General features: G+C 57.6%; 23 protein-coding genes. 13 read left to right on the forward strand and 10 right to left on the reverse strand.

The window, feature by feature from the left end:
* The first annotated feature begins 9 nt into the window (after positions 1 to 9).
* The 4 genes from NE637_RS09055 (at position 10) to NE637_RS09070 (ending at position 1,741) form a co-directional block, all read left to right on the forward strand.
* Positions 10 to 513 (forward strand): regulatory protein GemA, encoded by a 504-nt coding sequence (locus tag NE637_RS09055; protein ID WP_227118633.1) that lies wholly within the window; start codon positions 10 to 12, stop codon positions 511 to 513.
* Positions 497 to 829: a Mor transcription activator family protein gene (locus tag NE637_RS09060; RefSeq protein WP_227118634.1), complete on the forward strand. Its 333-nt coding sequence runs from the start codon at positions 497 to 499 to the stop codon at positions 827 to 829. Before NE637_RS09055 ends, NE637_RS09060 begins: the two co-directional genes overlap by 17 nt.
* A gap of 305 nt (positions 830 to 1,134) precedes the next feature.
* Positions 1,135 to 1,440 (forward strand): hypothetical protein, encoded by a 306-nt coding sequence (locus tag NE637_RS09065; RefSeq protein WP_227118635.1) that lies wholly within the window; start codon positions 1,135 to 1,137, stop codon positions 1,438 to 1,440.
* Between the two features lie 16 nt (positions 1,441 to 1,456).
* Entirely contained in the window at positions 1,457 to 1,741 is a 285-nt protein-coding gene (locus NE637_RS09070) for a hypothetical protein (protein WP_227118636.1), read from the forward strand.
* 263 nt (positions 1,742 to 2,004) lie between these two features.
* On the opposite strand, the gene hflX is transcribed toward NE637_RS09070, so the two are convergent.
* Both hflX and NE637_RS09080 read right to left on the reverse strand, forming a co-directional pair.
* Entirely contained in the window at positions 2,005 to 3,654 is a 1,650-nt protein-coding gene (gene hflX / locus NE637_RS09075; RefSeq protein WP_215648745.1) for a GTPase HflX, read from the reverse strand.
* 131 nt (positions 3,655 to 3,785) lie between these two features.
* Positions 3,786 to 4,373, reverse strand: coding sequence for an IMP cyclohydrolase (locus NE637_RS09080; RefSeq protein WP_192112508.1), 588 nt, complete (start codon positions 4,371 to 4,373; stop codon positions 3,786 to 3,788).
* A gap of 164 nt (positions 4,374 to 4,537) precedes the next feature.
* Between NE637_RS09080 and NE637_RS09085 the strand changes: the two genes are divergently transcribed.
* The 6 genes from NE637_RS09085 to NE637_RS09110 all read left to right on the forward strand — a co-directional run bounded on the left by NE637_RS09085 (position 4,538) and on the right by NE637_RS09110 (position 10,603).
* Positions 4,538 to 5,344: an exodeoxyribonuclease III gene (locus tag NE637_RS09085; RefSeq protein WP_227118637.1), complete on the forward strand. Its 807-nt coding sequence runs from the start codon at positions 4,538 to 4,540 to the stop codon at positions 5,342 to 5,344.
* A 564-nt stretch (positions 5,345 to 5,908) separates the two neighbouring features.
* Complete coding sequence (locus NE637_RS09090; RefSeq protein WP_256267694.1) at positions 5,909 to 8,098, forward strand: DMSO/selenate family reductase complex A subunit; 2,190 nt, start codon at positions 5,909 to 5,911, stop codon at positions 8,096 to 8,098.
* On the forward strand, positions 8,095 to 8,364 hold the full coding sequence (locus NE637_RS09095) for a molybdopterin dinucleotide binding domain-containing protein (protein WP_256267695.1): 270 nt from the start codon (positions 8,095 to 8,097) through the stop codon (positions 8,362 to 8,364). Before NE637_RS09090 ends, NE637_RS09095 begins: the two co-directional genes overlap by 4 nt.
* Before the next feature lie 38 nt (positions 8,365 to 8,402).
* The gene (locus NE637_RS09100) at positions 8,403 to 9,020 is read left to right on the forward strand and encodes a DMSO/selenate family reductase complex B subunit (RefSeq protein WP_227118638.1); all 618 of its coding nucleotides are present in this window, start codon (positions 8,403 to 8,405) and stop codon (positions 9,018 to 9,020) included.
* Between the two features lies 1 nt (position 9,021).
* Positions 9,022 to 9,873, forward strand: coding sequence for a dimethyl sulfoxide reductase anchor subunit family protein (locus NE637_RS09105; RefSeq protein ID WP_227118639.1), 852 nt, complete (start codon positions 9,022 to 9,024; stop codon positions 9,871 to 9,873).
* 46 nt (positions 9,874 to 9,919) lie between these two features.
* Entirely contained in the window at positions 9,920 to 10,603 is a 684-nt protein-coding gene (locus tag NE637_RS09110) for a TorD/DmsD family molecular chaperone (protein ID WP_227118640.1), read from the forward strand.
* A 160-nt stretch (positions 10,604 to 10,763) separates the two neighbouring features.
* Here NE637_RS09110 and NE637_RS09115 read toward each other — a convergent pair whose 3' ends face one another.
* On the reverse strand, positions 10,764 to 11,093 hold the full coding sequence (locus NE637_RS09115) for a hypothetical protein (protein WP_022658059.1): 330 nt from the start codon (positions 11,091 to 11,093) through the stop codon (positions 10,764 to 10,766).
* A gap of 155 nt (positions 11,094 to 11,248) precedes the next feature.
* Complete coding sequence (locus NE637_RS09120; RefSeq protein ID WP_215647193.1) at positions 11,249 to 12,343, reverse strand: efflux RND transporter periplasmic adaptor subunit; 1,095 nt, start codon at positions 12,341 to 12,343, stop codon at positions 11,249 to 11,251.
* Positions 12,344 to 12,630: 287 nt separating this feature from the next.
* Between NE637_RS09120 and speA the strand changes: the two genes are divergently transcribed.
* Positions 12,631 to 14,547, forward strand: coding sequence for a biosynthetic arginine decarboxylase (gene speA, locus NE637_RS09125; RefSeq protein WP_027180697.1), 1,917 nt, complete (start codon positions 12,631 to 12,633; stop codon positions 14,545 to 14,547).
* A gap of 149 nt (positions 14,548 to 14,696) precedes the next feature.
* Here the strand turns inward: speA and NE637_RS09130 are convergent, their stop codons facing one another.
* The 6 genes from NE637_RS09130 to cobT all read right to left on the reverse strand — a co-directional run bounded on the left by NE637_RS09130 (position 14,697) and on the right by cobT (position 21,972).
* On the reverse strand, positions 14,697 to 15,362 hold the full coding sequence (locus NE637_RS09130) for a GntR family transcriptional regulator (RefSeq protein ID WP_227118641.1): 666 nt from the start codon (positions 15,360 to 15,362) through the stop codon (positions 14,697 to 14,699).
* A gap of 190 nt (positions 15,363 to 15,552) precedes the next feature.
* Entirely contained in the window at positions 15,553 to 16,737 is a 1,185-nt protein-coding gene (locus NE637_RS09135; RefSeq protein WP_227118663.1) for an MFS transporter, read from the reverse strand.
* 209 nt (positions 16,738 to 16,946) lie between these two features.
* Positions 16,947 to 18,242 carry an MFS transporter gene (locus tag NE637_RS09140; RefSeq protein ID WP_227118642.1) on the reverse strand — a complete coding sequence of 432 codons (1,296 nt, stop codon included), beginning with the start codon at positions 18,240 to 18,242 and terminating at the stop codon, positions 16,947 to 16,949.
* 74 nt (positions 18,243 to 18,316) lie between these two features.
* Positions 18,317 to 19,507 carry a mandelate racemase/muconate lactonizing enzyme family protein gene (locus NE637_RS09145; RefSeq protein ID WP_227118643.1) on the reverse strand — a complete coding sequence of 397 codons (1,191 nt, stop codon included), beginning with the start codon at positions 19,505 to 19,507 and terminating at the stop codon, positions 18,317 to 18,319.
* 387 nt (positions 19,508 to 19,894) lie between these two features.
* The gene (locus NE637_RS09150) at positions 19,895 to 20,872 is read right to left on the reverse strand and encodes an ABC transporter ATP-binding protein (RefSeq protein ID WP_227118644.1); all 978 of its coding nucleotides are present in this window, start codon (positions 20,870 to 20,872) and stop codon (positions 19,895 to 19,897) included.
* On the reverse strand, positions 20,866 to 21,972 hold the full coding sequence (gene cobT / locus NE637_RS09155) for a nicotinate-nucleotide--dimethylbenzimidazole phosphoribosyltransferase (protein WP_227118645.1): 1,107 nt from the start codon (positions 21,970 to 21,972) through the stop codon (positions 20,866 to 20,868). Before cobT ends, NE637_RS09150 begins: the two co-directional genes overlap by 7 nt.
* 130 nt (positions 21,973 to 22,102) lie before the next feature.
* On the opposite strand from cobT, the gene NE637_RS09160 reads away from it, so the two are divergent.
* On the forward strand, positions 22,103 to 23,542 hold the full coding sequence (locus NE637_RS09160) for a trypsin-like peptidase domain-containing protein (protein WP_227118646.1): 1,440 nt from the start codon (positions 22,103 to 22,105) through the stop codon (positions 23,540 to 23,542).
* 217 nt (positions 23,543 to 23,759) lie between these two features.
* On the forward strand, positions 23,760 to 23,948 hold the full coding sequence (locus NE637_RS09165) for a ferredoxin (RefSeq protein WP_022658065.1): 189 nt from the start codon (positions 23,760 to 23,762) through the stop codon (positions 23,946 to 23,948).
* The last annotated feature ends 123 nt before the right edge of the window (positions 23,949 to 24,071 follow it).

A 24,071-nucleotide genomic window follows, 5' to 3' on the forward strand; every position in this document is an offset into this window, starting at 1 on the left:
GAGGCGCGTATGAGCAGACTCATGGGCATGATCCGCGTTGCCAAGGCCCAGCTTGGCATGGATGAGGACACCTATCGGGACTTTTTGCACAACACTCTGGGCAAGAAGACAATGGCGGGCAGCACGGGCAAGGAGCAGTGGCGCGTTGTGGAGGCGCTTAAGGGGCTGGGTTTCCAGCCCCGGCCCATCCACAAAGGCAAGGAACTGCCCTGCGACCCGCAGGCCAAAAAAATACGGTCTCTGTGGCTGACAATGGCCGACTGCGGTGTGGTGCGGGACAGGTCGGAGCAGGCGCTCAACAGCTACGTGCGCCGCATCACCGGGCAAACGCTGGCCAATGCCACCACCAAACAGTGCATTGTGGTAATCGAGACTCTCAAATCATGGCTGGATCGGTGCGATGATGCTGATGCTCGTGCCAAATGCTTGGCCGTGCTGCGAGGTGAGTCTGGCGCGCCGCCGGTGATCAACGGCGCGCCGATCGCGGAGGTGGACAATGGGCGCGTACAGTGAGCGCGGCAAAGAGATACTCAACACAGTGACCTCCATTATTGATCAGGAGGCCACCAAGGGGACACCGGGCCTTGGCAAGCGCGTGGCGGACATCATTGCTGATCAATTTGGCGGGCAACAGATATATTTGCCCTTTGACCGGGAGCGGCGCGATGCCCGCATTTTTGCCGAGTATCGCGGTGACAACATCCATGCCATTGCAAGCAAGTATCGGGTGTCAACCCACCAGGTTTACAAAATCGTGCAGCGTGAGAAGGCAAAGAGGCGGCAAAAACAGACGTTGCTGCCAGGCGTGCGCATAGGGCAACAGCAATGACGTGCCCGGCCAGCAACCCCAAAGCCCCCATCTATACATGCTGGCAGCGCATTCCGGGGATTACTGATCCCCAGGAGATTCGGCGCTGCCAGCAGTGCCCACACGGCATGGTACTGATCGCATCAGTAACGTGGCAACGTGAGGTGGATCAGGATGTTCCTGACCAGGTAGACGCTCCACAGAGAGAGAACATTATTATGGATAAGCAGACATATACGGTGGCGCAATTGTCAGCATTGATAGGGATCTCTGTCAAAAATATTTACAACGCCAAAGGGCTTAAACGCCCTCCATCATCAGGCTCTATGACGGGGGCCGTGCTGACGGAAATGAGCAAGCGCGGCATAACCTGGGATCAGATTGTGCCAGCGTCCAAAGGTGGCGGGCAAAAGACCGCTGGAGCGCCCGTGCCTGATGATGGACAGATGGTGACGGATGGCAGCGCCACCGCCGCCGAAGATTCGCAGACTGTTGCGGCGGTACAGAAGATGCCCGATGCCGTGCCTACTGTCATGCGTGAGGTCATGTGCGAAAGATGGCCGCTCGAGGTGCTGATCAAAGCGGTCAGGGGCAAGCTGCCCCCCCACACGTCCATCACGATCAGCGCTTAGGGTGGTGGAGGGGAAGATGGATTTTAATCAATTTTCATTCTTGGGTACATTCGTCACCCCGGAAGGTGAGTGTATATGGGGAATGTCTAAACGGTCTTATTGCCGTGTAGCCTTCGCGTCAGGTGCATTTGCACGTTTCTTGGGCTTCACTGGATTAATTGCAACACCTCAACGCCTGATCGACCCTAGAAGTAACCAACCTTGGCAAAAGCCCGGCTCCTGGGGGTGGTATCGGCACAAAAAAATTTTCCAAACCAAGGCAGCGGTCGAGGAAGCCGCCAAGCGTGCCGCTGAAAAATGATGAAAAGGGAGGTTTCACCCTCCCTTTTTTCGTTGCACTATCTGCAATCTATTTGCACAGACGTTTCCCGATATATCCCGCCCAATCCCGGATTATCCCGCCTCTTTTCCACTAGTTATTACGTTACCCATCACCTTGCCGCGCGCCGCGCAGGCGTCCCAAGCTCCGCCTGAGGGCGGAATCCAGTGCCCGAAGGGCAGTAAAGATTAAAGGCTCATCCCACGCCGGGGAGGCGAAATCGCCGCCTCGCAGGCAGCTCCCCCCTAGTTCAATACCGTCGGCGCATCAGTCGCCACCATACTTGCAGGATGCCGCAGCAATAAAAGCTCCAGCTCCTCCAGCAAGGCCTTGCAGCCCTCGCCGTTCTTGGCGGAAATCGTCAACGCATGGGGAAAGGCATCCGCCAGCTCAGCGCGGGCCGGGGCTTCCAGCTGATCCCACTTGTTCAGAATCATCAGCCTCGGCATGCGATCCAGTTCCATTTCGGCAAGGATAGTTTCCACAGCGCTTATCTGCTGCAAAAGGTCAGGATGCGAAGCATCGGCAACGTGCAGCAAAAGATCTGCCGCTTCCAGCTCCTCAAGGGTGGCACGGAAGGCGTCCATCAGCTCCTTTGGCAGATTGCGGATAAAGCCCACGGTGTCGGCCATGATGATTTCTTTTTCCGCAGGAAAGCGCAGCCGCCGGGTTGTGGGGTCAAGCGTGGCGAAAAGCTTGTTTTCGGCCAGCACTTCCGAGCGGGTCAACGTATTGAGCAGGGTGGACTTGCCCGCGTTGGTGTAGCCCACAAGCGCCGCCAGCGGGATGCCCTGCCGTGAGCGCCGGGCGCGGGTGAACGAGCGCTGCCGCCGCAACTGGTCAAGCTCTTTGCGGATGCGGGCCATGCGCTCGCGGATTTTGCGGCGGTCGGTCTCCAACTTGGTTTCGCCGGGGCCGCGCCCGCCAATGCCGCCCATGAGGCGGTCCATGGCGCGGTTTCTGCCCACAAGGCGCGGCTGGGTATAGCGCAACTGGGCCAGTTCCACCTGGAGCTTGCCCGCGCGGCTCACCGCATGCTGGGCAAAAATATCCAGAATAAGCTGGGTGCGGTCAATGACCTTGCGCTCGGTGATGTCTGCCAGATTGTGCAACTGTGCGGGCGAAAGCTCGCCGTCAAAAACCATCATGCCAGCGCGGCCTTGCAGGGCCAGCACTTCAAGCTCTGCCACCTTGCCCTTGCCCATGATGAGGCGCGGGTTGATCTGCGCCACGCGCTGCACCATGCGCCCGGCAACGGTCAGGCCTGCGGTGCGGGCCAGTTCCGCCAGTTCGTCCAGATTGCGCTCCTGAATGATGCGCGGCTGCGTACCTACAGAAACCAGCATGGCGCGGGGGGTGTCGTCGGCTTCGCGGGCGTCCTCTGCCTTGCGGGCAAGCTCTTCTTCCAGAGCTTCGGCGGTGGCAACAAACTGCGATTCCGTGCGATCCCAGGGCTGGGGCGTATCAAGGTGATAGGGCTGGCTGCCCGAAGGATTGGGCAAAAGATGGGCCGCCTGCCATTGCACAGGTTCGCCAACCGGGTTCACGGTGAGCGCCACCACGGCATCGAGCCGCAGAAAGAGCATGTCCATCAGGTCTTCCTGACTGATGCCGCCGGGGGAAAGGTGGGTGTGCAGCAGGCGCAGGCCGCGCAGGCGTTCCTGCCCGCTGCGCCCGCGCGGCAGTTCGGGAATCATGATGCTGCCCGCCTCGCCCACAATAACCATCTGCACCCGGCCCTTGCGGTCAATAAGCAGGCCCAGTTGCCGCCCCACGGCGCGTGAAAGCAGGGAGAGTTCCCGGGCCTGGTCAACGGTGTAGACTTCTTCCGCCGGGAAACGGCGGTTGAACAGGCGGGTGAGTGCTGCAAGCTGGCTCGGCTTGAGCCCTTGCACGTTACCTTCTGGCTTTGGGATGGGAAGCTCCTGAACGAAAAAATGTTAAACCGCACCCGCAACCACTGTACCTCAAAAGGGGCAGGGCTGCGGGTGCGTGAACAAATGCGGTGAGTGGGCTGTGTACAAGCCTAGGGACGCAGATACGAGGTGATCAGGGCATCGTAGCGCGAGGTTGCCTCAAAAGCACGCGATGCCATAACCTGCCGGAACTCAAGGCCCACTGTGGTATCTTTTTCCATTTCTTCCATGGCGGCGGTGTACCACTGCGGCGAGGGCAGCACCAGGATGCTGTGGAAGTTCTTGGCCGCAGCGCGCAGCATGCAGGGGCCGCCGATGTCAATTTCCTCCACGGCCTGCTCAAGGGAGAGGTGGCGTTCCACCGCGCCCGCAAAGTCGTAAAGGTTGACGCAGACAAGGTCAAAGGGGCGAATGCCCTTTTCTGACAGGGTCTGCATGTGCTGCGGCTCGTCCTTGTTGGCCAGAATGCCCGCATGAATCTTGGGGTGCAGGGTTTTGACCCGGCCACCCAGAATCTCGGGGAATCCTGTGACGGTGCTTACTGCGGTGACGGACAGCCCGGCCGCCTCAAGGGCCTTCTGGGTGCCGCCGGTAGAGATAAGCTCCACCCCCCGCGAGGTAAGAAACGTGGCAAACTCCACAAGGCCGCTTTTGTCCGTAACGCTCAGAATAGCGCGACGAATTGGCAAAATATCCATAAGCGACTCCTTGAAAAATGTCCCGAAAAGGGTTTGGCGGCGTATATACGCCCACATTCTTGATACTGCAAAAAGCCCGTTCTGGCAATGCGTTGCAGACAAAGCCCTCCCTGAGGCCCCTTGCCCGCAAAACAAGGCAAGGCTATGCTGCGGCAGGAGGACGTATGCAGCTCAAGCTTGTTTCATGGAATGTCAATGGTCTGCGCGCCGTGGCGGGCAAGCCCGAATGGGAATGGTTTTCGCGCACCGAAGCGCAGGTTGTGGCCTTGCAGGAAACCAAGGCCCACCCGGACCAGTTGAGTGAAGACGTGCGCGACCCTGACGGATGGGAATCCCACTGGTCGTGGAGCACGGTAAAAAAGGGCTACTCGGGCGTGGCGGTATTCAGCAAGATACCTTCGCTGAATGTCAGCGTGGAGCTGCCCCAGCCGGAGTTTCAGGGCGAGGGCCGTCTGCTGCATCTGGAGTATCCGCAGTTCCACTTTTTTAATGGCTACTTCCCCAACGGCGGCGCGGAAGAACTGGACGACTACGGCAAGCCCACGGGCCGCTTTAAGCGCGTGCCGTACAAGATGGGCTTTTTCGACGCCTTTCTCACCTATGCGGAAGAATGCCGCAAGAGCAAGCCTATTGTGGTTTGCGGGGATTTTAATATAGCGCACAGGCCCATTGACCTCGCGCGCCCCAAGCAGAACGAAAAGTATACGGGCTTTTTGCCCGAAGAGCGCGCCTTTCTGGATCGCTTTACGGCCATGGGCTATGTGGACACCTTCCGTCATGTGCATGGCGACAAGGCAGACAGCTATTCCTGGTGGTCGTACAAGAGCCGCGCGCGGGAAAAGAACGTGGGCTGGCGTATCGACTATTTCTTTGTATCGCAGGAACTTGCACCTGCTGTGCGCGATGCCTGGATTGAAACGGACGTTTTTGGTTCAGATCACTGCCCTGTGGGGTTGTGCCTGGAATTCTAAGTACGCAAGTCATGTCTATGCAGCCGGGCTGGAATCGCTTGATTCCAGCCCGGCTTTTTTCCCCCTGATGCCAGTACATTGATGCGCGGCAATCCTGTGCTGGGTAAATCATGCGCCAACCACAAGCATCAATCATAAACTGCTTATGTATGGCTGGGCGTGCTGGTCCAGCAGCTTTCCGTGATACGCAAAGTCATCCAACGCGCTGACATTAAGGCCGATTTCGGCGGTATTGCCTTCCTGCAGAAGGGAGCGTAACAGTATCGCTTGTGGCAATGAGCGTGAATATTGCGGTTTTCAACCGCGCAATAGCCTGAATAACGTTCAAAGAACAGCAGATCCCCACTTTTGAGGCGCTCCGGCAGATGGAGCGCGCCCGCCAGGAACCATCGCCCACCTCGTGGATTTTGTCCGATACTCCTGAGTGCCAATACGTGGCCTATGTCCTTTTGATTCAGCCCTGCCTTCACCTGCTCTTGGGTTTGCCCCTACTCTGATTTCCCCCTCCTGTCCCGGAGGGGAAAGGTTACCTTGCCGCGTCTGCGGCGCAGAATGAGGATTGTGATGAAAAAATATTCCGACTCCACCCCGCCTTTGCTCGCGCACAGGGAAGTGACCCGGCGCGAGGTTCTCAAGTGGTGTACCGCGCTTGGCGGCGCATCCCTTTTGCCATTGGGCGGTGGTTTGCCCCTTGGCCTGGCCCGTGCAGCCACCCAGCCGCCGTATGGCGCGGGCGAGCAGTGCTTTTACTCCGGCTGCGTGGTGAACTGCGGTTCGCAGTGTACGCTGCGCGCCTTTGTCAAAGATGGACGCGTTACGCGCGTTGAAACCGACAATTCCGATGACGGCCCCAACAACAGGGCCATCCGCGCCTGCCTGCGCGGGCGCTCCATGCGCAAATACACCTATTCCCCTGACCGCATTAAGTACCCCATGCGGCGCGTACCCGGCGCCAAGCGCGGCGAGGGGAAATTTGAGCGCATTTCATGGGACGAAGCGCTGGACACGGTAGCCAAGGAATGGGTACGCGTACTGAACACCTACGGGCCGGAGTCCATCCACCGCATGTATGGCTCGGGCACAACGTCCAGCGGCATGACGCGCCGCAACGAATTTTTCAGGCTTGCCAATATGCTTGGCGGGCATCTGGACGAATACGGCACATACAGCACGGCCCAGATTTCAGCCGCTATTCCGTATCTCTACGGAATCAATGCGGGCAATACCATCAATGACATGGCTAACTCAAAGCTCATTGTCATGTTTGGCTGCAACATTCTTGAAACCCGCCAGAGCGGCGGCGGCCTTTCTTATGAGCTGTTTGAAGCCAGAAAAAAAGGCAATGCCCGCATCATCATGGTTGATCCCCGGTATTCGGATTCCATGGCCAAGCTGGGGGACGAATGGGTGCCCATCCGCCCCGGTTCTGACGGTGCGCTTATCGCGGCCATTGCCTATGTGCTCATGAACGAAGGGCTGGTTGACCAGCAGTTTGTGGACACCCACTGCCTTGGTTTTGACGAGGAGCACATGCCCGAGGGCGTGCCCGCAGGCAACAGCTACCGCGCGTACATCATGGGCGAAGGCCCGGATAAAACGGTGAAAACGCCGCAATGGGCGGAAACCATCACCGGGTATCCGGCGGAAAAGATCATCCGCCTTGCCCGCGAGATCGGCTCCACCAAGCCCTGCTGCGTCATTCAGGGTTGGGGGCCGCAGCGCCACGCCAACGGCGACACCATGTCCCGTTCCATTGCCATGCTTGCCATCCTTACCGGCAACGTGGGCATTGCCGGGGGCGGTTCCGGCAGCGCGGAAAGCGTGAGCCAGATTGGTTTTCCGCGCATGCCCGAAGGCACTAATCCGGTCAAGACGCGCATTTCTTTCTACACATGGGTCAACGCCATTGACGACTACACCCAGGTGACGGCCAAAAAGATGGGCCTGCGCAACAAGGAAAAGCTGGATCACGGCATCAAGTTCTTGTGGAACAGCTCTGGCAATGCCCTCATCAACCAGCATTCGGACATCAATGGCACCCGCAAGATTCTTGAAGATGAAAGCAAGTGCGAGTGCATTGTGGTGGTGGAAAACCGCATGACGGCTTCGGCAAAATTTGCGGATATCCTCCTGCCTTCCGTGACGCCGCTGGAACAGGACGACATCATCCAACAGGGCTATCAGGTGGATCAGAGCTCCCTGCTCATTGCCCGCAAGGCCATTGAACCTCTGTTCGAGACCCGGTCGCAGTATGATATCTGCGCGGCCCTGAGCGAAAAAATCGGCAAGCTTCTGGGCCAGCCCGATCTGGCGGCAAAATATACCGAGGGCCGCAGCCAGCTTGACTGGGTGAAGCTCCTGTACGCCCAGGCACGCGCCAAAAAGTCGGAACTGCCGGAATCCTTTGATGAAGCTTCAAAGATCGGCCTGTTCAAGTGGTTCCCCATGCCGCAAAAGGTTGCCTTCAAGGCTTTTCGCGACGATCCGGCGGCCAATCCGCTCAAGACGCCTTCGGGCAAGATCGAAATATTTTCCAAGCGCCTGTGGGATTTGAACCAGACTTGGGAACTGCCCGAGGGCGATGCTATTTACGCCATACCCGTGCATGAGAAAACATGGGAAGGCCCGTGCGATTACGAGGGAATGAAAAAGCATCCCTTCCAGCTTATCGGCCACCACTACAAGGGGCGCGCGCATTCAAGCTATGCCAACATCCCCTGGCTTGAGCAGGTTGCCCGCAGCAGCTCTGGATGAACGAGGCCGATGCGGCGCAGCGCGGCATCAGGCACGATGACATGGTCAAGGTTTTTAACGACCGCGGCGCTGTGGTCGTGCGGGTCAAGGTGACGCCGCGCATCATGCCCGGTGTGCTCAGCCTGCCGCAGGGCGCATGGTACACCCCGGACAAAAACGGCGTGGATCAGGGCGGGTGCATCAACACCCTGACAAAAACGCACATGACCCCCTTGGCCAAGGGCAATCCGCAGCACACCAATCTTGTGGATGTGGTTAAAATCTAGCCTGTTGCGCGGAACTGTCTGCATTGAGGAGATTTATTGTGAAACAGCCGGCTTTTTATATAGATATGACAGCCTGTACGGGCTGCAAGACATGCATGGTGGCCTGCATAGACGGCCATGACCTGCCCCAGGGCGTCATGTGGCGGCGCGTGGCGGAGTACACGGGCGGCAAGTGGGTGCGCCGTGCCAACGGCACGTATGACCAGAACGTGTTTTCCTACTACACGTCCGTCAGTTGCAACCACTGCCAGAACCCCGTGTGCGTGAAGGTTTGCCCCACCACGGCCATGCACAAGGACGAGCAGGGCATTGTGAGCGTGGACCCCGACAAGTGCGTGGGGTGCCGCTATTGCGAGTGGAACTGCCCTTATTCCGCCCCTCAGTATAACAAGCAGTCGGGCAGAATGACCAAGTGCGATTTCTGCAAGGACAGGCTGGCAGCCGGTCTCAAACCCCTGTGCGTGGAAGCCTGCCCCATGCGGGCCATCCACTTTGGCGAATATGAAGACCTGAAAAAGCAGTTCGGCGATGCCGTGCATGTGGCTCCGCTGCCGGAACAGAGCGTGACCTCCCCCTGTCTTGTGATTACGCCGCCCCACAATGCGCAGCCAGTGGGCAGCAACATGGGCAGCATCCGTAATCCGGAGGAGATGTAGCATGGAGTATCTTCAGGAATTTCCGCTGGTATTCTTTACCTTGCTGGTGCAGATGGCCGTAGGCATGGTGCTGGTGGGCAAGTGCGTGCTTGGCAACGAAGCCGACCGCGCACTGCGCGAAGGTGTGCGGCGGCAGAATGTGGCGGCGCTGCTTCTGTTTGCCGTGGCCGTGATCATCAGTTTTGTGCATCTGGGTACGCCCCTGCATGCGCCCTTTACCCTGCTGCACGTGACGCAGTCGTGGCTCAGCCGCGAAATCCTCATGATCGGCCTTATGGGTCTTGCCCTGTTGTGGCTGGTGCTGGTTGGGCGCAAAAAGCATGCGGTGGATGGCGAGAAAAAAGCCATGATCGTGGCGGGCCTGTGCGGTATTGCGCTGCTGTTCGTCATGAGCTGTGTTTACAATCAGTCCACAATGCCCGGCTGGAGCAACTGGAGCGTTTTTACGGCTTTTCTTGCTTCCATGTGCCTGCTTGGCGGATCCTGGCATGGTGTGGTGCTGAGCCTGCGCAAGGAAGGCGCACCCGTGCGCGCACTGGGCCCCTGCCTTGTGTGGGCGATACTGGGCCTTGTGCTTATGGCCGTGAGCCTGCCGCTGGCCATGCCCGAGCAGTCTGCCTTCGTCAATCCGGTTTCCCGTCTGCTGCCTCCGGCGTGCATTGCATGGTCGCACGGCTTGCACGCCCTGGCATCTGGTCTGGGCGTTGTGCTGCTGGCACTGGCTGCGGCCCGTGGCATGCAGGGCAAAGGATTTCGCCCGGCTCTGACGGTTCCCGCATTTCTCCTGATTGTTCTGGGCGAAGTGTTCGGGCGGCTTGTGTTCTATCTTTCATATTCACGCCTGGGCATGTAGGCACGGCAAACTCTACGGGGGCCGTCTGGCCCCCGCATCATTACATATGGAACAGGAAAAGTTGACGCAATATGTTGTGGCCTTGCAGTTCTGCAGCCGCATTTTCCAGAACTCGCCGGATGAAGACCTGCTGCGCGGCGTCATTGGCGGCGGGCTTTTGCAAGGATTTGGCGCTTGGGCCTGTTTCAGGCCTTCAGAACTGGCTGAAAAGCTGTGGAATGGGGTTCTTGATCCAAAGGGCCACGCTGCCGCCCTTGCGGCAGCCTATCCGGCAGAGGCGGCGCAGGATTCCTGCCGCGCATTGTATCTGGATCTGCACATGGATCATCTGGCCCTGTTTTCCGGGCCGCAGCCTGCCGCTGCGCCGTGGGAATCCGTGTGGCGGGAGAAGGATCGCCTGCTTTTTGGCCGCAGAACGCAGGAAGTGCGCGACTGCTACAGGGAGTGGGGCCTAGCCGCAGAACGGGACGGGCACGAGCCCGAGGACCATCTGGGGCTGGAACTGGCCTTCATTCTTTTTCTTGTGCAGAACATGGGCGGGGCCGTTGCCTCAAGCCAGGGGCAATCCCCGAAGGCGGCATTGGCGGCTTTTATGGACGGGCACATTCTGGCCTGGGCCGGAGACTGCCTGAAGAAAACTTCGGAATGCGCCAGTACTGTGTTTTACCGCGAAATGTCGGCTCTTTGTTGCCTGCTGCTCGGAAACGTGCGGGCACTCGTTCAGGAATAGCCTGTACAGCGCACGCCAAAAGGTTTTTGACCAACAAAAGCCGTTCCTTGCCGAAAAAGGCGGGAACGGCTTTTGTTTGAGCAATCTGCCATCAGGCGAAATACAGGGTTGAGCAATTCTCGTTAGAAATTGCTCCGCCGAGGGCGAGGGCAGCTCCGGTCTAGTCCAGCAGGCCCAGCAAACGCGCAACGCGCTGTTCGTTCAGGCCGCTATGCACCTGCACAAGATCCTGACTGTGCTGCATGGCTTCCTGCTCCACCTGGGCAAGCGCCTGACGCATTTCATCAGAATTGAGCATGTGCGGGGTACCGGGAACAGTCTGTTCCAGAACCGGCGCGGCGGAGGTGCTGACGTCATCGTCAGCGGGCGCTGCCGGGGCCGCTGGGGTACTTTCTGCCCTGTTCACGGGCAGCATGGAGTTGACCCTTTCCTGAAAGGTAGGAAAAACAGGCCCCAGATCATTATTGCGAAAACGGAATTCCAGTTCCATCGGGCTTCTCCTCAGGCTTGACGCAGTGCTGCGTCATTGCACTCGCGCTTGAGCGCGCGGCGGCCATGTGGAAAAATTGACCGCCTGTTGGTATTGCCCGAAAATATGCAAATATCAGGCCGTTGTGCGCGGCTCTGGTTTGCTGCTGCAAAATTTCAGTCCATGGTCTTGACCATCAGGCCCGGAGCCAGCCGCACCTGACCATCCACCACAATTTTGTCGCCCTCGGCCACCTCGCCGTCCACAACCGTGCGGTCAGCGTATTCAAACAGCGGCCTCACCTTGCGATAGCTGGCCCGGCTGTCCTTATCCACCACATACACGTAGGATTCTTCCCGGCCAGACTGCACGGCACGTGTGGGCACGGTCAGCGCCCCGGCGGCCATGCCCAGCGGCAGCTCCACCTGCACAAACTGCCCCGGCCACAGGCGGCGCTGGCTGTTTTCAAAGGTGGCGCGCAGCCGGATGGTTCCGGTGCGCGTGTCTACCGTATTGTCCACAAGGGTGAGAAGGCCTTTTTCCGGCGCGCCCCCGGCAGGAGTTGCGGAAACCGGCACCGTTGTTTGCGCCATCTGTTCTATAATGACAGGCAGATGCACCTCTGGCACAGAAAAGCCCACATAAATGGGCGAAAGCGTGTCTATGCTGACAATAACCGTGGCGTCAGCCGATTTGACCATGTTGCCCTTGTCCACATTGAGTGCGCCAACGCGTCCGCTGATGGGAGCCGCCACCGTGCAGTAGCTGAGATCAAGGGCGGCGCTTTCCACGGCTGCCTTGTCAGACTGCACCGTGGCGCGCAGGGCCGCCGCATCGGTCACGGTTTTTTCATAGGCATCGCGGCTTACGTAGCCGCTGCCCACCAGTTTGCCGTAACGGCCCATGTCGTCCTGGGCTTTGGCAAGCTGCGCCTGGGATTTGGCAAGTTGCCCCTTCTTTTCGCGCAGCGCCGCCTCAAAAGGGCGGGGGTCAATGGTGATAAGCGGGTCGCCTTCGCGCACATCCTGACCTTCGGTAAAGTGAACCTGCTGAATCTCGCCCGTTACGCGGGGCTTTACGCCCACAGAGGCAGAAGCCCGCACATTGCCCACAGCATGCAGCAGGCGCGGCACATCAGCCCGTGTAACGGCTTCAACCCGCACCGGGGCAGACGGTACAGCGTTTTTTTTGCTGTCGTCCTGCGAACATGCCCCAAGGGCAAGCAGAAAAAAAAGCAGGAGAGGAGGCAGGGGATTCAGGGCTGGTTTCATTGTATTCCCCGGAAGATTGAAATAGCCGACATCAGGCCGTTGCGCGCAAGAGAAAAAATGAAGCAAGGAGTACCCGCCGTCAAGAAGATAGTTAGCCATGCACCTAACAATCTGCGCTTGCCGCCCTTTTTTGCGATGATTGACATTCGGCACGGTCACGGCATAATTACGCCGCATTTTTCGTGCAACCATCTGCGGTCGTTTTTTGAACGGCGGCAACCTACAGCCCCATTTTCGGAGCTGAATCAACATTATATATGCGCCTTGCGGCGCTCCAGGAGCAGGAATTGGCAAAAAACCGCGCATTGCAGCAGTGGCGGGTGGAGGATTCCATCGAACTGTACGGCATCCGTAATTGGGGTGCCGGGTATTTTGACGTGTCGGATGCGGGCGAAGTTGTGATTTGTCCGCAGGGGCCCAAGGGGCCGCAGGTTTCGATACCGGAAGTTATCGCCGGGCTGAAAGAGCGCGGGTATGATATGCCCGTGCTGTTGCGCGTGGAGAACATTCTGGATTCGCGCATTGCCAATATCCACGAATCATTCCGCAAGGCTATCAAAAGTCTGAATTATACCGGTTCGTACCGTGGCGTTTTTCCCATCAAGGTCAACCAGCAGCAGCAGGTTGTGGAAAAAATAGCCCAGTTCGGCTCCACCTACCATCACGGCCTGGAGGTCGGCTCCAAGGCGGAACTCATTGCCGCCGTGTCGCTCATGCGCGACCGCGAGGCCTGCATTGTTTGCAACGGCTACAAGGACGAAGAATTTATCGACCTTGGCCTTCAGGCTCTGCGCCTTGGCTTTAACGTGCTCTTTGTTCTCGAAATGCCCAGTGAGCTGGAAGTTGTGCTTGAGCGCAGCAAGGCTCTCGGCGTGCGGCCAAACATCGGCGTACGCGCCAAGCTGGCCGTCAAGGCCAGCGGCCACTGGACGGATTCCGGCGGCGAACGCTCCACCTTTGGCCTTTCGCCCGCACAGATCGTGGACGTTGTGGACACGCTCAAGGCCAACGACATGCTCGACTGCTTCAAGCTGCTGCACTACCACCTCGGGTCGCAGGTTTCCAATATTCGCGACATCCGTACCGGAGTCATGGAAGGCGCGCGTCTTTACGTGGGCCTCGTGCAGGAAGGCGCGCCCATGGGCTACCTCGACCTTGGCGGCGGTCTGGCTGTGGACTATGACGGTTCGCACACCAACTATGTTTCGTCGCGCAACTATACGCTCGACGAGTACAGCGCTGACATTGTCGAAGCCATCATGAGCATTCTTGATGAGCAGAAAATCCCGCATCCGCACATCATTACGGAATCTGGCCGCGCCACAGTGGCCTACTATTCCGTGCTGCTCTTTAACGTGCTTGATGTGAGCATGGTGGAAGAAGTGCAGTTGCCCGACACCCTGCCCGAGGGCACGCCGGAGCCGGTGCTGAACCTGCGCGAAACCCTTGCCAACATCACCCTGCGCAATTTGCAGGAGTGCTATAACGACGCCATTTACTACCGGGACGAGATGCGTCAGCTTTTCTCCACCGGGCGGGTGAATCTGCGTCAGCGCACCTTGGCCGAGCGGTTTTTCTGGGCCATCATCATGCGCATTGCTCAGGAAAAAACCCGGCTCAAGACGATACCCCGCGATCTTGCGGACATCGACGTGAGCCTTGCCGATATCTATTACGGCAACTTCAGTGTATTCCAGTCCTTGCCTGACTCCTGGGCCATTGACCAGCTGTTCCCGGTGATGCCCGTGCACCGGCTCAAGGAATTTCCTTCGCGACAGGGCATTATTTCTGACATTACCTGCGATTCTGATGGCCGGATTGACCATTTTATTGACCCGCAGGGCATGAAGCCCACCCTTGATCTGCACCCCCTGCGTGACGGCGAGGAGTACTACCTTGGCGTGTTCCTGGTGGGTGCGTATCAGGAAACCCTGGGCGATCTGCATAACCTCATGGGCGACACCAACGTTGTTTCCATCAGGGTGCGGGATGACGGTAATTATGAGTATGTGCGCGAAATCAGGGGTGACTCTGTGGCGGATATTCTGAGCTATGTGGAATATGAGCCGCGCCGCATTCTGGAAGATCTGCGCAGTACGGCGGAGCAGGCTGTGCGGCAGGGGCGGATTTCGCCCAGCGACCGGTTTGCCATTATGCAGGTTTTTGAGGACGGTTTGCGCGGGTACACCTATTTTGAACGGTAACAGCGGGAAACCTTCCTGCTGTCACGGCGGCGTGTTTTTGAGAGGCAACTCTCAGAGACGCGCCGCTTTTTTATGGCGTTTTTTGCCATCAGGGTTTCGATGGCTCCCAGATAGGCCTGGTAGCAGCCGTGATACGACTCCAGGAGATGTTACGTATTGTTGGGAGTAAGTTTGTTAAGAAAAGCAAGAAAGTCTTCGTTGAATGTGTTGGCTATATGGGTCTGAAGACGCGTGCAGGCGGCATCCACCATATCATTTGCGATGTGTTCGCTTATAATGTGGTGTCCTTCCACGGAGTTTTCAATAAAGTCTTTTGTCAGTGAGAGGTAAGAGCGGAGAATGGTAATTTTGTCGAAAATGATATTGTAATATGTTTCAAGATAAACATTTCTTGAATGGGAAAGTATGATGGCGTGGAAATCTTTATCCATGGACAGATATTCACTAAAAATTTCTTTTTCAAGATATGTTTTCGCCAGGGAAACGCTGTTTTCCATTGCTGCTGCAAGCCGTGTGGGGTCGGCAGCGTACGCGCACCGCAAGGCTCCCACTTCCACATAGATGCGCGCCTGCACGAGCGAAAAAAGATCGTCTTTGGAAAAGCGGAAGACAAACGTGCCGCTGCGCGGACGGATTTCCAGCAGTCCTTCGCTTTTCAGGCGCAGAAAGGCTTCTCTAACTGGAGTTTTTGAAACCTTGAATTCATCGGCCAACTCTGAATCAAGCAGCTTTTGCCCCAACAGAAGTTTTTTGGTGAAAATCTGTTTTTTAATTTTTCGGTAAACGATGTCTGCAATAGAAGCGATGGTGGACATGGGGGGAACCTCATTGCACTCTCTTAAAGGGACAGCCGCATGTAAAGGGCGCTACCGCGCTTTTTGTGGCAAGCCTCAGCGGGTGCGACGGGTACGGAGCTTCATCGCTTCTTTCACTTCTTTTCAGGAGCGCTGCATAGCATCCGCCATTTCCAGTAGTTAGACGGAAACGGCGGTCTGCGGTGAGGGCTTACTGCAGATTTTCCCCCCCACTTTCCCTAAAAAAGAAGCTGCAGACGCAGCCCGCAAGATTCATTCCCGCAAGCAGTAAAAGCGCCGCGTGGTGGTTGGACGTCTCAACCGAATATATTTCTACCAGCTTGCCGTAAAGAGGTGTGGAGATGGCAATGCCCAGAAATCCGAACGTGTTCAGCATGGCTATGGACGTTCCTGTTAATTCTCTAGGCGACACCTCTTTGCATAAAGTCATCATGACTGAAAAAGCTCCGGAAAAAAAGCCCGCAACGCCCAACAATGTAACGCCTGCAGCCAGTGATGCGTCCGCTCCACCAAACGCCAGGAAAAACCAGACGAGGCAAACCACAAGAAATGGGGCGGTAATAAAGATTTTACGCTTCCCGTAATGGTCAGAGGCATAGCCCAGAACGAGGCTGCCCAGCATGAAGGCCAGAAGCTGCACTGAGGCCAACTTTGAAGCCACAGCAAGGTGGATGCCGTAACTGTCGCGCAGGAAGGAAATGCTCCATGCACCGGCAAAGCCGAGCAGCTGACTGCCGACAAAAAAATAGAAGATATCAATAGCAAGTAGATGGCGGTTTTTTAGAATCGAAATGAGCGACCGCCGCAGAGGTATGGATGGCGTGTCAGTACCGCTGGAGACAGCGGTACTGAGGCCGATATCCTCGGGTTTGTTGCGCACAAACAGCAGGCAGAGCAATGCAAGAACCAGTGTGCCGCAGCCGATGGCCAAAAAGGCTGTACGCATGCTGCATACGGCTACAAACATGCCCAGAGGTGCTTGGGCGCAGATGCTGCCCAAGTTGCCTACGAATAGGCATACTCCCGCCAGTGTGCTGAATTCCCGTTCGCGAAACCATTGTGACTGTGCCTTCATCACGCAGACAAAGCTGGACGCAACGCCAAGCCCCACGGCAAACCTGCTGATGTAAAGGGCCGTTGGGGAAGTCGTACAGCCAAAGGCGATGGTCGCCACGCCCGCAAGAGTAACCGAAATCGCCGCCGTGCGGCGTACGCCGATGGAGTCGACCATGATGCCGCAGGGAATCTGCGCCAGACAGTATGCGTAAAAGTACATGGAGGCCAGCATGCCGAAGTCGCTAAGGCTCAGACTGAACTGTTCCATGAGTGGCTCTTTGACCACGGAAATAGCCATCCTGTGGAAAAAACTCACCATATATGTCGCTACCAGCAGCGACCAGACCACCCACCGATAGCTTGGCGCATCAGATGTTGCAGATTGCGTTTCCACCCTGTCCTCCTGCTTGGCTTTTCCCCAATTGGCTGTGTTCCCTCGCTGCAGGATGCGGCCAATCGGGGAGACCTTGTCGTCAATGTTGCCAAACAGCCCCCGCGCGAATTCCGCACAGGGGCCGTTTGGGTGGATCAATACTTGTTGATGGTCAAAATGATGGCGCTGACCATGCCCACCAGCGCCACAACTATAAGAAAGGTCAGGGCAGCGGCGAAACTGCCCAGACGGCTCATGAGATAGCCAAGCACCACAGGGCTGACTGCCGCGCAAAGCATGCTGAGCCCATTCATGAAGCCCGTGCCGATAGAAATGGCGTCTTGGGGAATGAGTTCCTGCAACAGTGTTAGGGACAACGGCGCACCGGGAGTGATGGCGGCCATGCCAAGGCATATGCAGATAGCTGAAAGATAATTGTTGCTTACGGTGGAAGCGAAATAGAGCGCTGCCGCCACCCCGGCCGTGGCCAGAATGATGAAGGGCGCACGGCGCCCTAATTTGTCCGAAGCCCATCCGGTAAGCAGTTTACAACCAATGGCCAGGATAAAGGGCATGGAGGCCAGAAATCCCATTTCGGACCAGGAAAAGCCCCTCTCGGTTTTGAGATATGCGGGCAACCATGTCAGCAGGCCCCAGTACACCACATTGTGCACGCAGTAATAGACAACCACGCACCAGTACAGCCTGATTTTGCATATGGCGGCGAAGTTCCGCCATATGCGCGCGGCTCCGCTTTTTTCCCCATGCTCAACCTTGAGCTCGGTAGCTGCGGCCTGCCCCCGCTCGATATAGTCTATTTCCGCCTGATTTATGTTTTTATGCTGGCGGGGAGTGTCAGTCGTATGCAGTAGAAACGCGATTGGGATCAATCCGATTGCCGCTGCAAAAAAGAAAGTCCAGTGCCAGCTGTGGTGCGCAACAATCCATGCGAAAATTGGCATGCCGAGCGCAGGCGCAACGCTGGTGCCTATAAACCAGATTGCGCTGGCCTTGGCTTTTTCTTTTACCGGAAACCATGCCCGGCAATAGGTGTTCATCATGGGAAAGTGCAGGCCCTCGCCCAATCCCAGCAGAAACCGTGAAAGCAGCATGACTCCCAGAATGGAGGCGAACCCACCGATCAACATGGAGAAAAACCATACGATGATGGCGGCGATCATGGATTTTTTTGGACCAAAAATGTCGCCCAGACCACTAAGGCAAACGTTACCCAAGCCGTATGCCAGCAGAAAGCAGGACATGAGCAGCCCGGTTTTGGTGGGGTTGCCTGCGAGACCCAAGTCTTGCAGAAAGGCATTGTCGGCCATGAGCACCGTTATGTTAACGCGGTCAATATAAGCCACGGTGATGGTCAACAGCAGGATGGCCAACAGGATGAATCTCTTATGCGTAGGTTTTTCAATGAGATCCACGGCAGTATCCATTTGCATGGTTATCCCTCTTTGATGAGCGTTATGCCCGGCGGGCGCTCTTGCTCATCCGCCGGGCAACGGTGGAATCTCCGCTATTTTTTTATAGTGGCGACAAGGTACTCTTTCACAACCTCGTCATTAAGCTCCTGCCCCAGCCCGGGAAGCTCCGGAGCGCGGTATTTGCCCCTAACCGGCTGATAGTCGTTGGTGCAAAGCTCGCGAATGCACTGCTTGAGTGCATAGGAATGGTGCTCATGGATGAGAAAGTTGGGAATGGCCGTTTCCATATGCAGCGCCGCAGCCTTGGACACGGGGCCACCGCATACATGGATTTGCACTGAGGTGTCATAGACATTGGCCATGTCGCAGATTTTTTTTGTTTCGGTAATGCCGCCGGCAAGGCATATGTCCGGCTGAACTACGGCAAGCGCCTGCTTTTCCAGGAAAGGCCGATACCCCCAGCGCGTGTAGACGCGTTCGCCAGTGGCCACGGGAATGCCTATAGTGCGTGCGATGAGGGCCATGTTTTCCACATGCATGGAGTGCATGGGTTCCTCATAATAAAAGATGCGTAGAGGGCGCAGTTGCTCGGCCAACTGGATGGCCGCGTTGCAGCTCAGGAACGAATGCAGTTCAATGATGATGTCAAGCTTGGGGCCGGCCTCGCGGATGGCCTTTACCCGGTTTACGGCCATTTCAATATCCTGTTGGGGCAGGATGCCGTATCCCGTGTGCTTTGGGTTGCGCTTGGCGTTTTCATCCACCATCAGGGGGTCAACCTTGATGGCGTCATAGCCGTCGGCCATGGCCTTACGCGCTGCCTGCGCATAGTCCTGCGGGTCTTTCATGTATTTGTGCTTCAGATCCCAGTCGAACTGTATCTGGCTGGCGTAGCAGCGCAAGGTTTCATTGGTCTTGCCGCCAAGCAGCGCGTAGAGCGGCAGATTTGCCACCTTGCCCCGGATGTCCCAGCAGGCGATATCTATGGCGCTTATGCCGCCATAGATCACAGGGCCGCCGCCGCAACCCCAGAAGGTGTCCCTGAACAGTTTTTCCCATATCTGTTCGACATTGCAGGGGTTCATTCCAATGATGCAGCGCGCCAGATCACGCAGTATCCCTACGCCACCTTTGGAGGCGAAGCCATAAGCAAGACCGACTTCGCCGATGCCGCTGATGCCTTCATCCGTGTTGATACGAATGAAGATGGGCTCAAACATGACCATGTCAGGATAATGTTTGTTGATCTCACAATCGAACACTTCGACGCTTGTAATTTTCATGTCCGCTCCTTATTGCGTCTAAAAATACATGTAAAAAACATATACTGGATAAGGTTCGGATAGCATGGCAGGTTTTTTTTAAGCAAGATAAAATGTGAAATATCATTATGAATCATCTGATATATCACAAAAAACATCATGTTGTCCGCATTGATGTGTTCTATTGTTGATATTTGTTATTATAGAAAATTTATGGAGGATGAATCACGTGCGAAAGTATTCGCACGCAATTGGAGGAAAGCGATGCGCATAGCAGCGTTGATTCAAAAGAAAAAACGGGGGAGGGACGCTGTGACGGCGACTTTATGCCGTTGCCACGACTGGGGGCAATATGAACCGATGAGGGAAGAAGGGGATATCTGTTCTTGTGAAGCGGAAACGAAAAAATTACGCCTCCCAACACCTCACACGCCACCCATCACCCAGCTCTTTCCACTGTGGTGCTTCCTGACGGCAAATGCCCTTTGCCTTGGGGCAGCGCGGGTGAAAGCGGCATCCGGCGGGCGGAGCCAGCGGGCTTGGCAGCTCGCCTTCAAGCGCGGCAATGGGTTCGCTACGGCGGCTCCCGGTGGGCATGGCAGCCATGAGGGCCTGCGTGTAGGGGTGCGCCGCACCGTCAAATATGGCATCGGTGGGGCCTTCCTCCACAATCTGCCCCAGATACATGACCAGAATATGGCGGCACAGAAAGCCCACAACAGCCAGATCGTGCGAAATGAAAAGATAGGCTGGCCCGAACTGCTCCTGCACCTCGCGCAGGAGGTTGAGCGCCTGCGCCTGCACTGAGGCATCGAGCGCGGAAACAGGCTCGTCGCACACGACCACGTCTGGCCGGGTGATGAGCGCCCGCGCCACGGCAATGCGCTGCCGCTGCCCGCCGGAAAATTCGTGCGGATACCGGCGGCCCATGCCTTCAAGACCCACTGTAGCCAGCATGGCTTCGGCCTGAGCGTGACGTTCCTCGCGGGAGACGCCGCGCGCTGCCAGCGGTTCCGCCACAGAACTGCCCACGGTGAGCCGGGGATTGAGGGACGAAAAAGGATCCTGAAAGATCATCTGGATGCGCCCGGCGGCCCAACTGTCCGCCCCGGCAGAGGGCAGGGGGCGACCATCAAGCAGCACCTGCCCCTGAGAAGGGGCCAGCAATCCGCAGGCCAGACGCCCGAGGGTGGATTTGCCGCAGCCGGATTCGCCCACAAGGCCGAGGCTTGCGCCTTTGGCGAGGCTCAGGCTAACGCCGTCTACGGCAACAAGAGAGCGCTTTTCGCCGAACAGTCCCCGTCGGATGTCAAACACCCGTGAGACATCCTCCAGCCGCAGCAGGGCGGATGCGGAAGACTGTTCCGGCGCAAGCTGGTTCAGCATGTTTTGCCCGCCACGCCTGCGGAGCTGAAAGTCGCCATGTCGTTGTACACGGAGGCAGCGCAACGCAGCAGGTGATAGGCCACAGCGCCGCCGGTGCCTTCGCCAAGGCGCATGCTCAGGTGCAGCAGGGGATTGTTGCGGGCTTCGCCGCCGGTCAGCTTGGACAGGGCGCGCACGTGGCCCGGCTCTGCCGAGGCGTGGGAAAGCACTGCGTAGTCGGCAAGCTGGGGGCAGATGTGCAGGGCCGCCACATAGGCCGCGCTGCATATAAAGCCGTCAACCAGCACGGGCAGGCGGCGCGAGGCAGCGCCAAGCATCAGCCCGGCCATGAGAACAATTTCAAATCCGCCCAAGGCGGCCAGAATATTGATGGGGTCGTCGCCTTCCAGCATGGAAGCATTGGCTGCCAGCGCGCGGCGCACGATTTCAGTCTTGTGGCGCACCATGTCGGGATCTGCGCCAGCGCCGGGGCCGGTCATCTGCTCGGGGTCAAGGTGCAGCAAGGCGCAGTACAGGGCAGTGCCTGCCGTGCTGTTGGCAATGCCCATTTCGCCCACGCCGAGGCAGCGATAGCCATTATCCGCAAGTTGGTGCGCCAGTTCCACGCCCATGCGCAGCCCCTTGAGGCAGGTTTCGCGGCTCATGGCCGGGCCCTGGCTCATATCTGCGGTGCCGTCGCCCAGGCGGCGCTCAATGAGGATGGCGTGCGGCTCATAGGGGCCGCCGTCGCAGCCTGCGTCCACTACGCGCAGATCCATGCCCGAGGTCTTGCATAAAACATTGACGCCCGCGCCGTTGTTAAAAAAGTTTTGCACCATCTGGCGCGTCACGGCCTTGGGAAAAGGCGAAACGCCCTGATCGGCAACGCCGTGGTCGCCCGCAACCGTAAGCATGATGGCCGGGCTGACGCTGATGGGCGCTTGCCCGCCGCTCATGGCATAGAGCCTCTGGGCGAGGTCTTCAAGGCGGCCAAGGCTGCCCTGCGGTTTGGTGAGGTCGTCCAGATGGGCCTGGGCATCGTCCAGGTCTTTCTGAAGCAGGGGCGCAATGCGCAGGCCGGGCAAAATCAGTTCCAACAGGTCGGATTGAGTGGTTTTCATGCCGTTTGTTTATCCTTAACAAGGGGCGTGCGCAAGACGGGACGCCTCGCCGCCGCGCGGGGTAAATCCATTTGGGGGACTTTACGATTGCGGCAACGTGCTTATGTTAGCGACGAGGTAAGGAATTTATATGAAAGCCAGACCCATCTATATACAAAGAAATCTGCCTTGCCGTGGCCGCTCGCGTCCTGGGCGTGTAGAAGCGGCGGCAGTTGAGGGAAGTTTTGCCCTGCGTCTGTTTTTTTTGATGCTGGCGGCGGCTCTGCTGCTGTGCACGCCTTCGCGGGCTGGGGCCGTAGCGGCGGACAGCCCCCGCATGACCCCTGTGGTGCGCGCCGTGCAGGCTGTTGCCCCGGCGGTTGTGAACATAACAAGCACACATATTGTTGAAGGGCAGCGGCTTTCGCCCCTTGAGCAGTTTTTTGGCCCGGGCTTTCCCGGCTTGCCGGGTTTTGATATGCCCGGCGGGCGCAAGGTGCGGCAAAAGCGCGTCAGCCTTGGTTCTGGCGTCATTGTAGATGGAGAAAAAGGCCTTGTGCTCACCAACGCGCATGTTATCGCGGGTGGGGATGAAGTCATGGTGCACCTGCTGGACGGCAGGGAATTTCCCGCCGCCGTCAAAGGGGCTGACCCGGATTTTGACATTGCCGTGCTCCAGATCAAGGGAGCGTCAAAGCTGCCTGCCGTAAAGCTTGGCGATTCTGGCGACATCATGCCGGGCGAAACCGTCATCGCCATCGGCAATCCCTTTGGTTTCAACCATACCGTCACCACGGGCGTTGTTTCTGCGCTTGGGCGCACTATCCGCAACAAGGACGGCGCGTTCACCGATCTTGTGCAGACTGACGCGGCCATCAACCCCGGCAACAGCGGCGGCCCGCTGCTGAACATCGAGGGGGTGCTCATAGGCATCAATACTGCCGTGGATGCACGCGCCGAGGGCATTGGCTTTGCCATCCCCATCAACAAGGCCCGTCGCGTCATGCACGACCTCATGAGCGCAGGGCGCGTGGCCCCGCTCTGGCTGGGGCTTGATTTGCAGGATGTGGACGGGCGCACGGCCATGGCCCTGGGCCTCAAGGATGCTGGCGGCGTTCTGGTTACGGCGGTGTTTCCCGGTTCTCCCGCTGCCAAGGCGGGCATAGCGCCCGGCGACATACTTGAAACCATAAATTCTTCACCTGTGCGCGACAGGCGCGATTATCTGGATATTTTGCGCAACCAGACAGCCGGAACCCCTTTGCGGCTGCAACTGCTTCGCGAGGGCGGCGCGTTGAAGATCGAGGCTACCCCCGAACCCTTTGGCGATGCGGAGGCCCGTGCCCTGCTGGAGCGCCGCTGGGGATTCAGCGCAGCGCAAACCGCGCAGGGCGTGGTGGTGCGTCAGGCCAGGGCAGACGGCCCGGCATCTTTTTTGCGCCAGGGCGACCACATAACGGCGGTGGGCGCTGCCGAGACCAGAACTATGGAAGATTTTTTACAGGCTTTCAGAAGAGAGCGCATGTCCGGGCAGATTTTGTTGCAGGTTGTGCGCAACGGCAAGGGCTATTACGCGCGTCTTGTGCCATAAGGCCATAGACGTTTTGTAACCAGTTGTTGAGGCAAAGTATTTTTAAAAAAACTTTTCCGCCTGTGCTGGGGCGGGGCTTGATATTCCTGTGGTTGTTGCCCGGTTGGCTATTTTCCAGCCGACACTTGACAGGGTGGATGCCTAAAGCTATCCATTGCACAAGCGGAATTTAGCCGCTTGAAAAATCAAGCAAGTCAATGCAAATTTGGAGGACACCATGGGTTATAATGTTAATGTTGACGTTGACAAGTGCGTGGGCTGTGGCGAATGCGTGGACGTGTGCCCCGTTGAAGTTTACGAAATCAAGGACGGCAAGTCCGAAGCCGTGAACGCCGAAGAATGCCTTGGCTGCGAATCCTGTGTGGAAGTTTGCGAAGTCAGCGCTATCACCGTTGAAGAAAACTAGGAATTGCAGGGGTGCCCAAGCGGCATTCCCTTGCTGATTCTGCCGAGTTTTCATTGTGCCGCCCGGCGCGCACGCGCCAGGCGGCATTTTCATAAGGTACAGGCCGCTTTGCCGCCAGAGCAT

The organism is Desulfovibrio desulfuricans (genome assembly GCF_024460775.1).
GTDB lineage: Bacteria > Desulfobacterota > Desulfovibrionia > Desulfovibrionales > Desulfovibrionaceae > Desulfovibrio > Desulfovibrio desulfuricans_E.

What these genes read in the sequence shown, in the direction of transcription:
- NE637_RS09055 (WP_227118633.1), top strand. Translation starts at nt 10, where the DNA reads ATGAGCAGACTCATGGGCATGATCCGCGTTGCCAAGGCCCAGCTTGGC.
- NE637_RS09060 (WP_227118634.1), top strand. Translation starts at nt 497, where the DNA reads ATGGGCGCGTACAGTGAGCGCGGCAAAGAGATACTCAACACAGTGACC.
- NE637_RS09065 (WP_227118635.1), top strand. Translation starts at nt 1,135, where the DNA reads ATGACGGGGGCCGTGCTGACGGAAATGAGCAAGCGCGGCATAACCTGG.
- NE637_RS09070 (WP_227118636.1), top strand. Translation starts at nt 1,457, where the DNA reads ATGGATTTTAATCAATTTTCATTCTTGGGTACATTCGTCACCCCGGAA.
- NE637_RS09080 (WP_192112508.1), bottom strand. Translation starts at nt 4,373, where the DNA reads ATGGATATTTTGCCAATTCGTCGCGCTATTCTGAGCGTTACGGACAAA.
- NE637_RS09085 (WP_227118637.1), top strand. Translation starts at nt 4,538, where the DNA reads ATGCAGCTCAAGCTTGTTTCATGGAATGTCAATGGTCTGCGCGCCGTG.
- NE637_RS09090 (WP_256267694.1), top strand. Translation starts at nt 5,909, where the DNA reads ATGAAAAAATATTCCGACTCCACCCCGCCTTTGCTCGCGCACAGGGAA.
- NE637_RS09095 (WP_256267695.1), top strand. Translation starts at nt 8,095, where the DNA reads ATGAACGAGGCCGATGCGGCGCAGCGCGGCATCAGGCACGATGACATG.
- NE637_RS09105 (WP_227118639.1), top strand. Translation starts at nt 9,022, where the DNA reads ATGGAGTATCTTCAGGAATTTCCGCTGGTATTCTTTACCTTGCTGGTG.
- NE637_RS09110 (WP_227118640.1), top strand. Translation starts at nt 9,920, where the DNA reads ATGGAACAGGAAAAGTTGACGCAATATGTTGTGGCCTTGCAGTTCTGC.
- NE637_RS09115 (WP_022658059.1), bottom strand. Translation starts at nt 11,093, where the DNA reads ATGGAACTGGAATTCCGTTTTCGCAATAATGATCTGGGGCCTGTTTTT.
- NE637_RS09120 (WP_215647193.1), bottom strand. Translation starts at nt 12,343, where the DNA reads ATGAAACCAGCCCTGAATCCCCTGCCTCCTCTCCTGCTTTTTTTTCTG.
- NE637_RS09130 (WP_227118641.1), bottom strand. Translation starts at nt 15,362, where the DNA reads ATGTCCACCATCGCTTCTATTGCAGACATCGTTTACCGAAAAATTAAA.
- NE637_RS09135 (WP_227118663.1), bottom strand. Translation starts at nt 16,737, where the DNA reads ATGGTGAGTTTTTTCCACAGGATGGCTATTTCCGTGGTCAAAGAGCCA.
- NE637_RS09140 (WP_227118642.1), bottom strand. Translation starts at nt 18,242, where the DNA reads ATGCAAATGGATACTGCCGTGGATCTCATTGAAAAACCTACGCATAAG.
- NE637_RS09145 (WP_227118643.1), bottom strand. Translation starts at nt 19,507, where the DNA reads ATGAAAATTACAAGCGTCGAAGTGTTCGATTGTGAGATCAACAAACAT.
- NE637_RS09150 (WP_227118644.1), bottom strand. Translation starts at nt 20,872, where the DNA reads ATGCTGAACCAGCTTGCGCCGGAACAGTCTTCCGCATCCGCCCTGCTG.
- cobT (WP_227118645.1), bottom strand. Translation starts at nt 21,972, where the DNA reads ATGAAAACCACTCAATCCGACCTGTTGGAACTGATTTTGCCCGGCCTG.
- NE637_RS09160 (WP_227118646.1), top strand. Translation starts at nt 22,103, where the DNA reads ATGAAAGCCAGACCCATCTATATACAAAGAAATCTGCCTTGCCGTGGC.
- NE637_RS09165 (WP_022658065.1), top strand. Translation starts at nt 23,760, where the DNA reads ATGGGTTATAATGTTAATGTTGACGTTGACAAGTGCGTGGGCTGTGGC.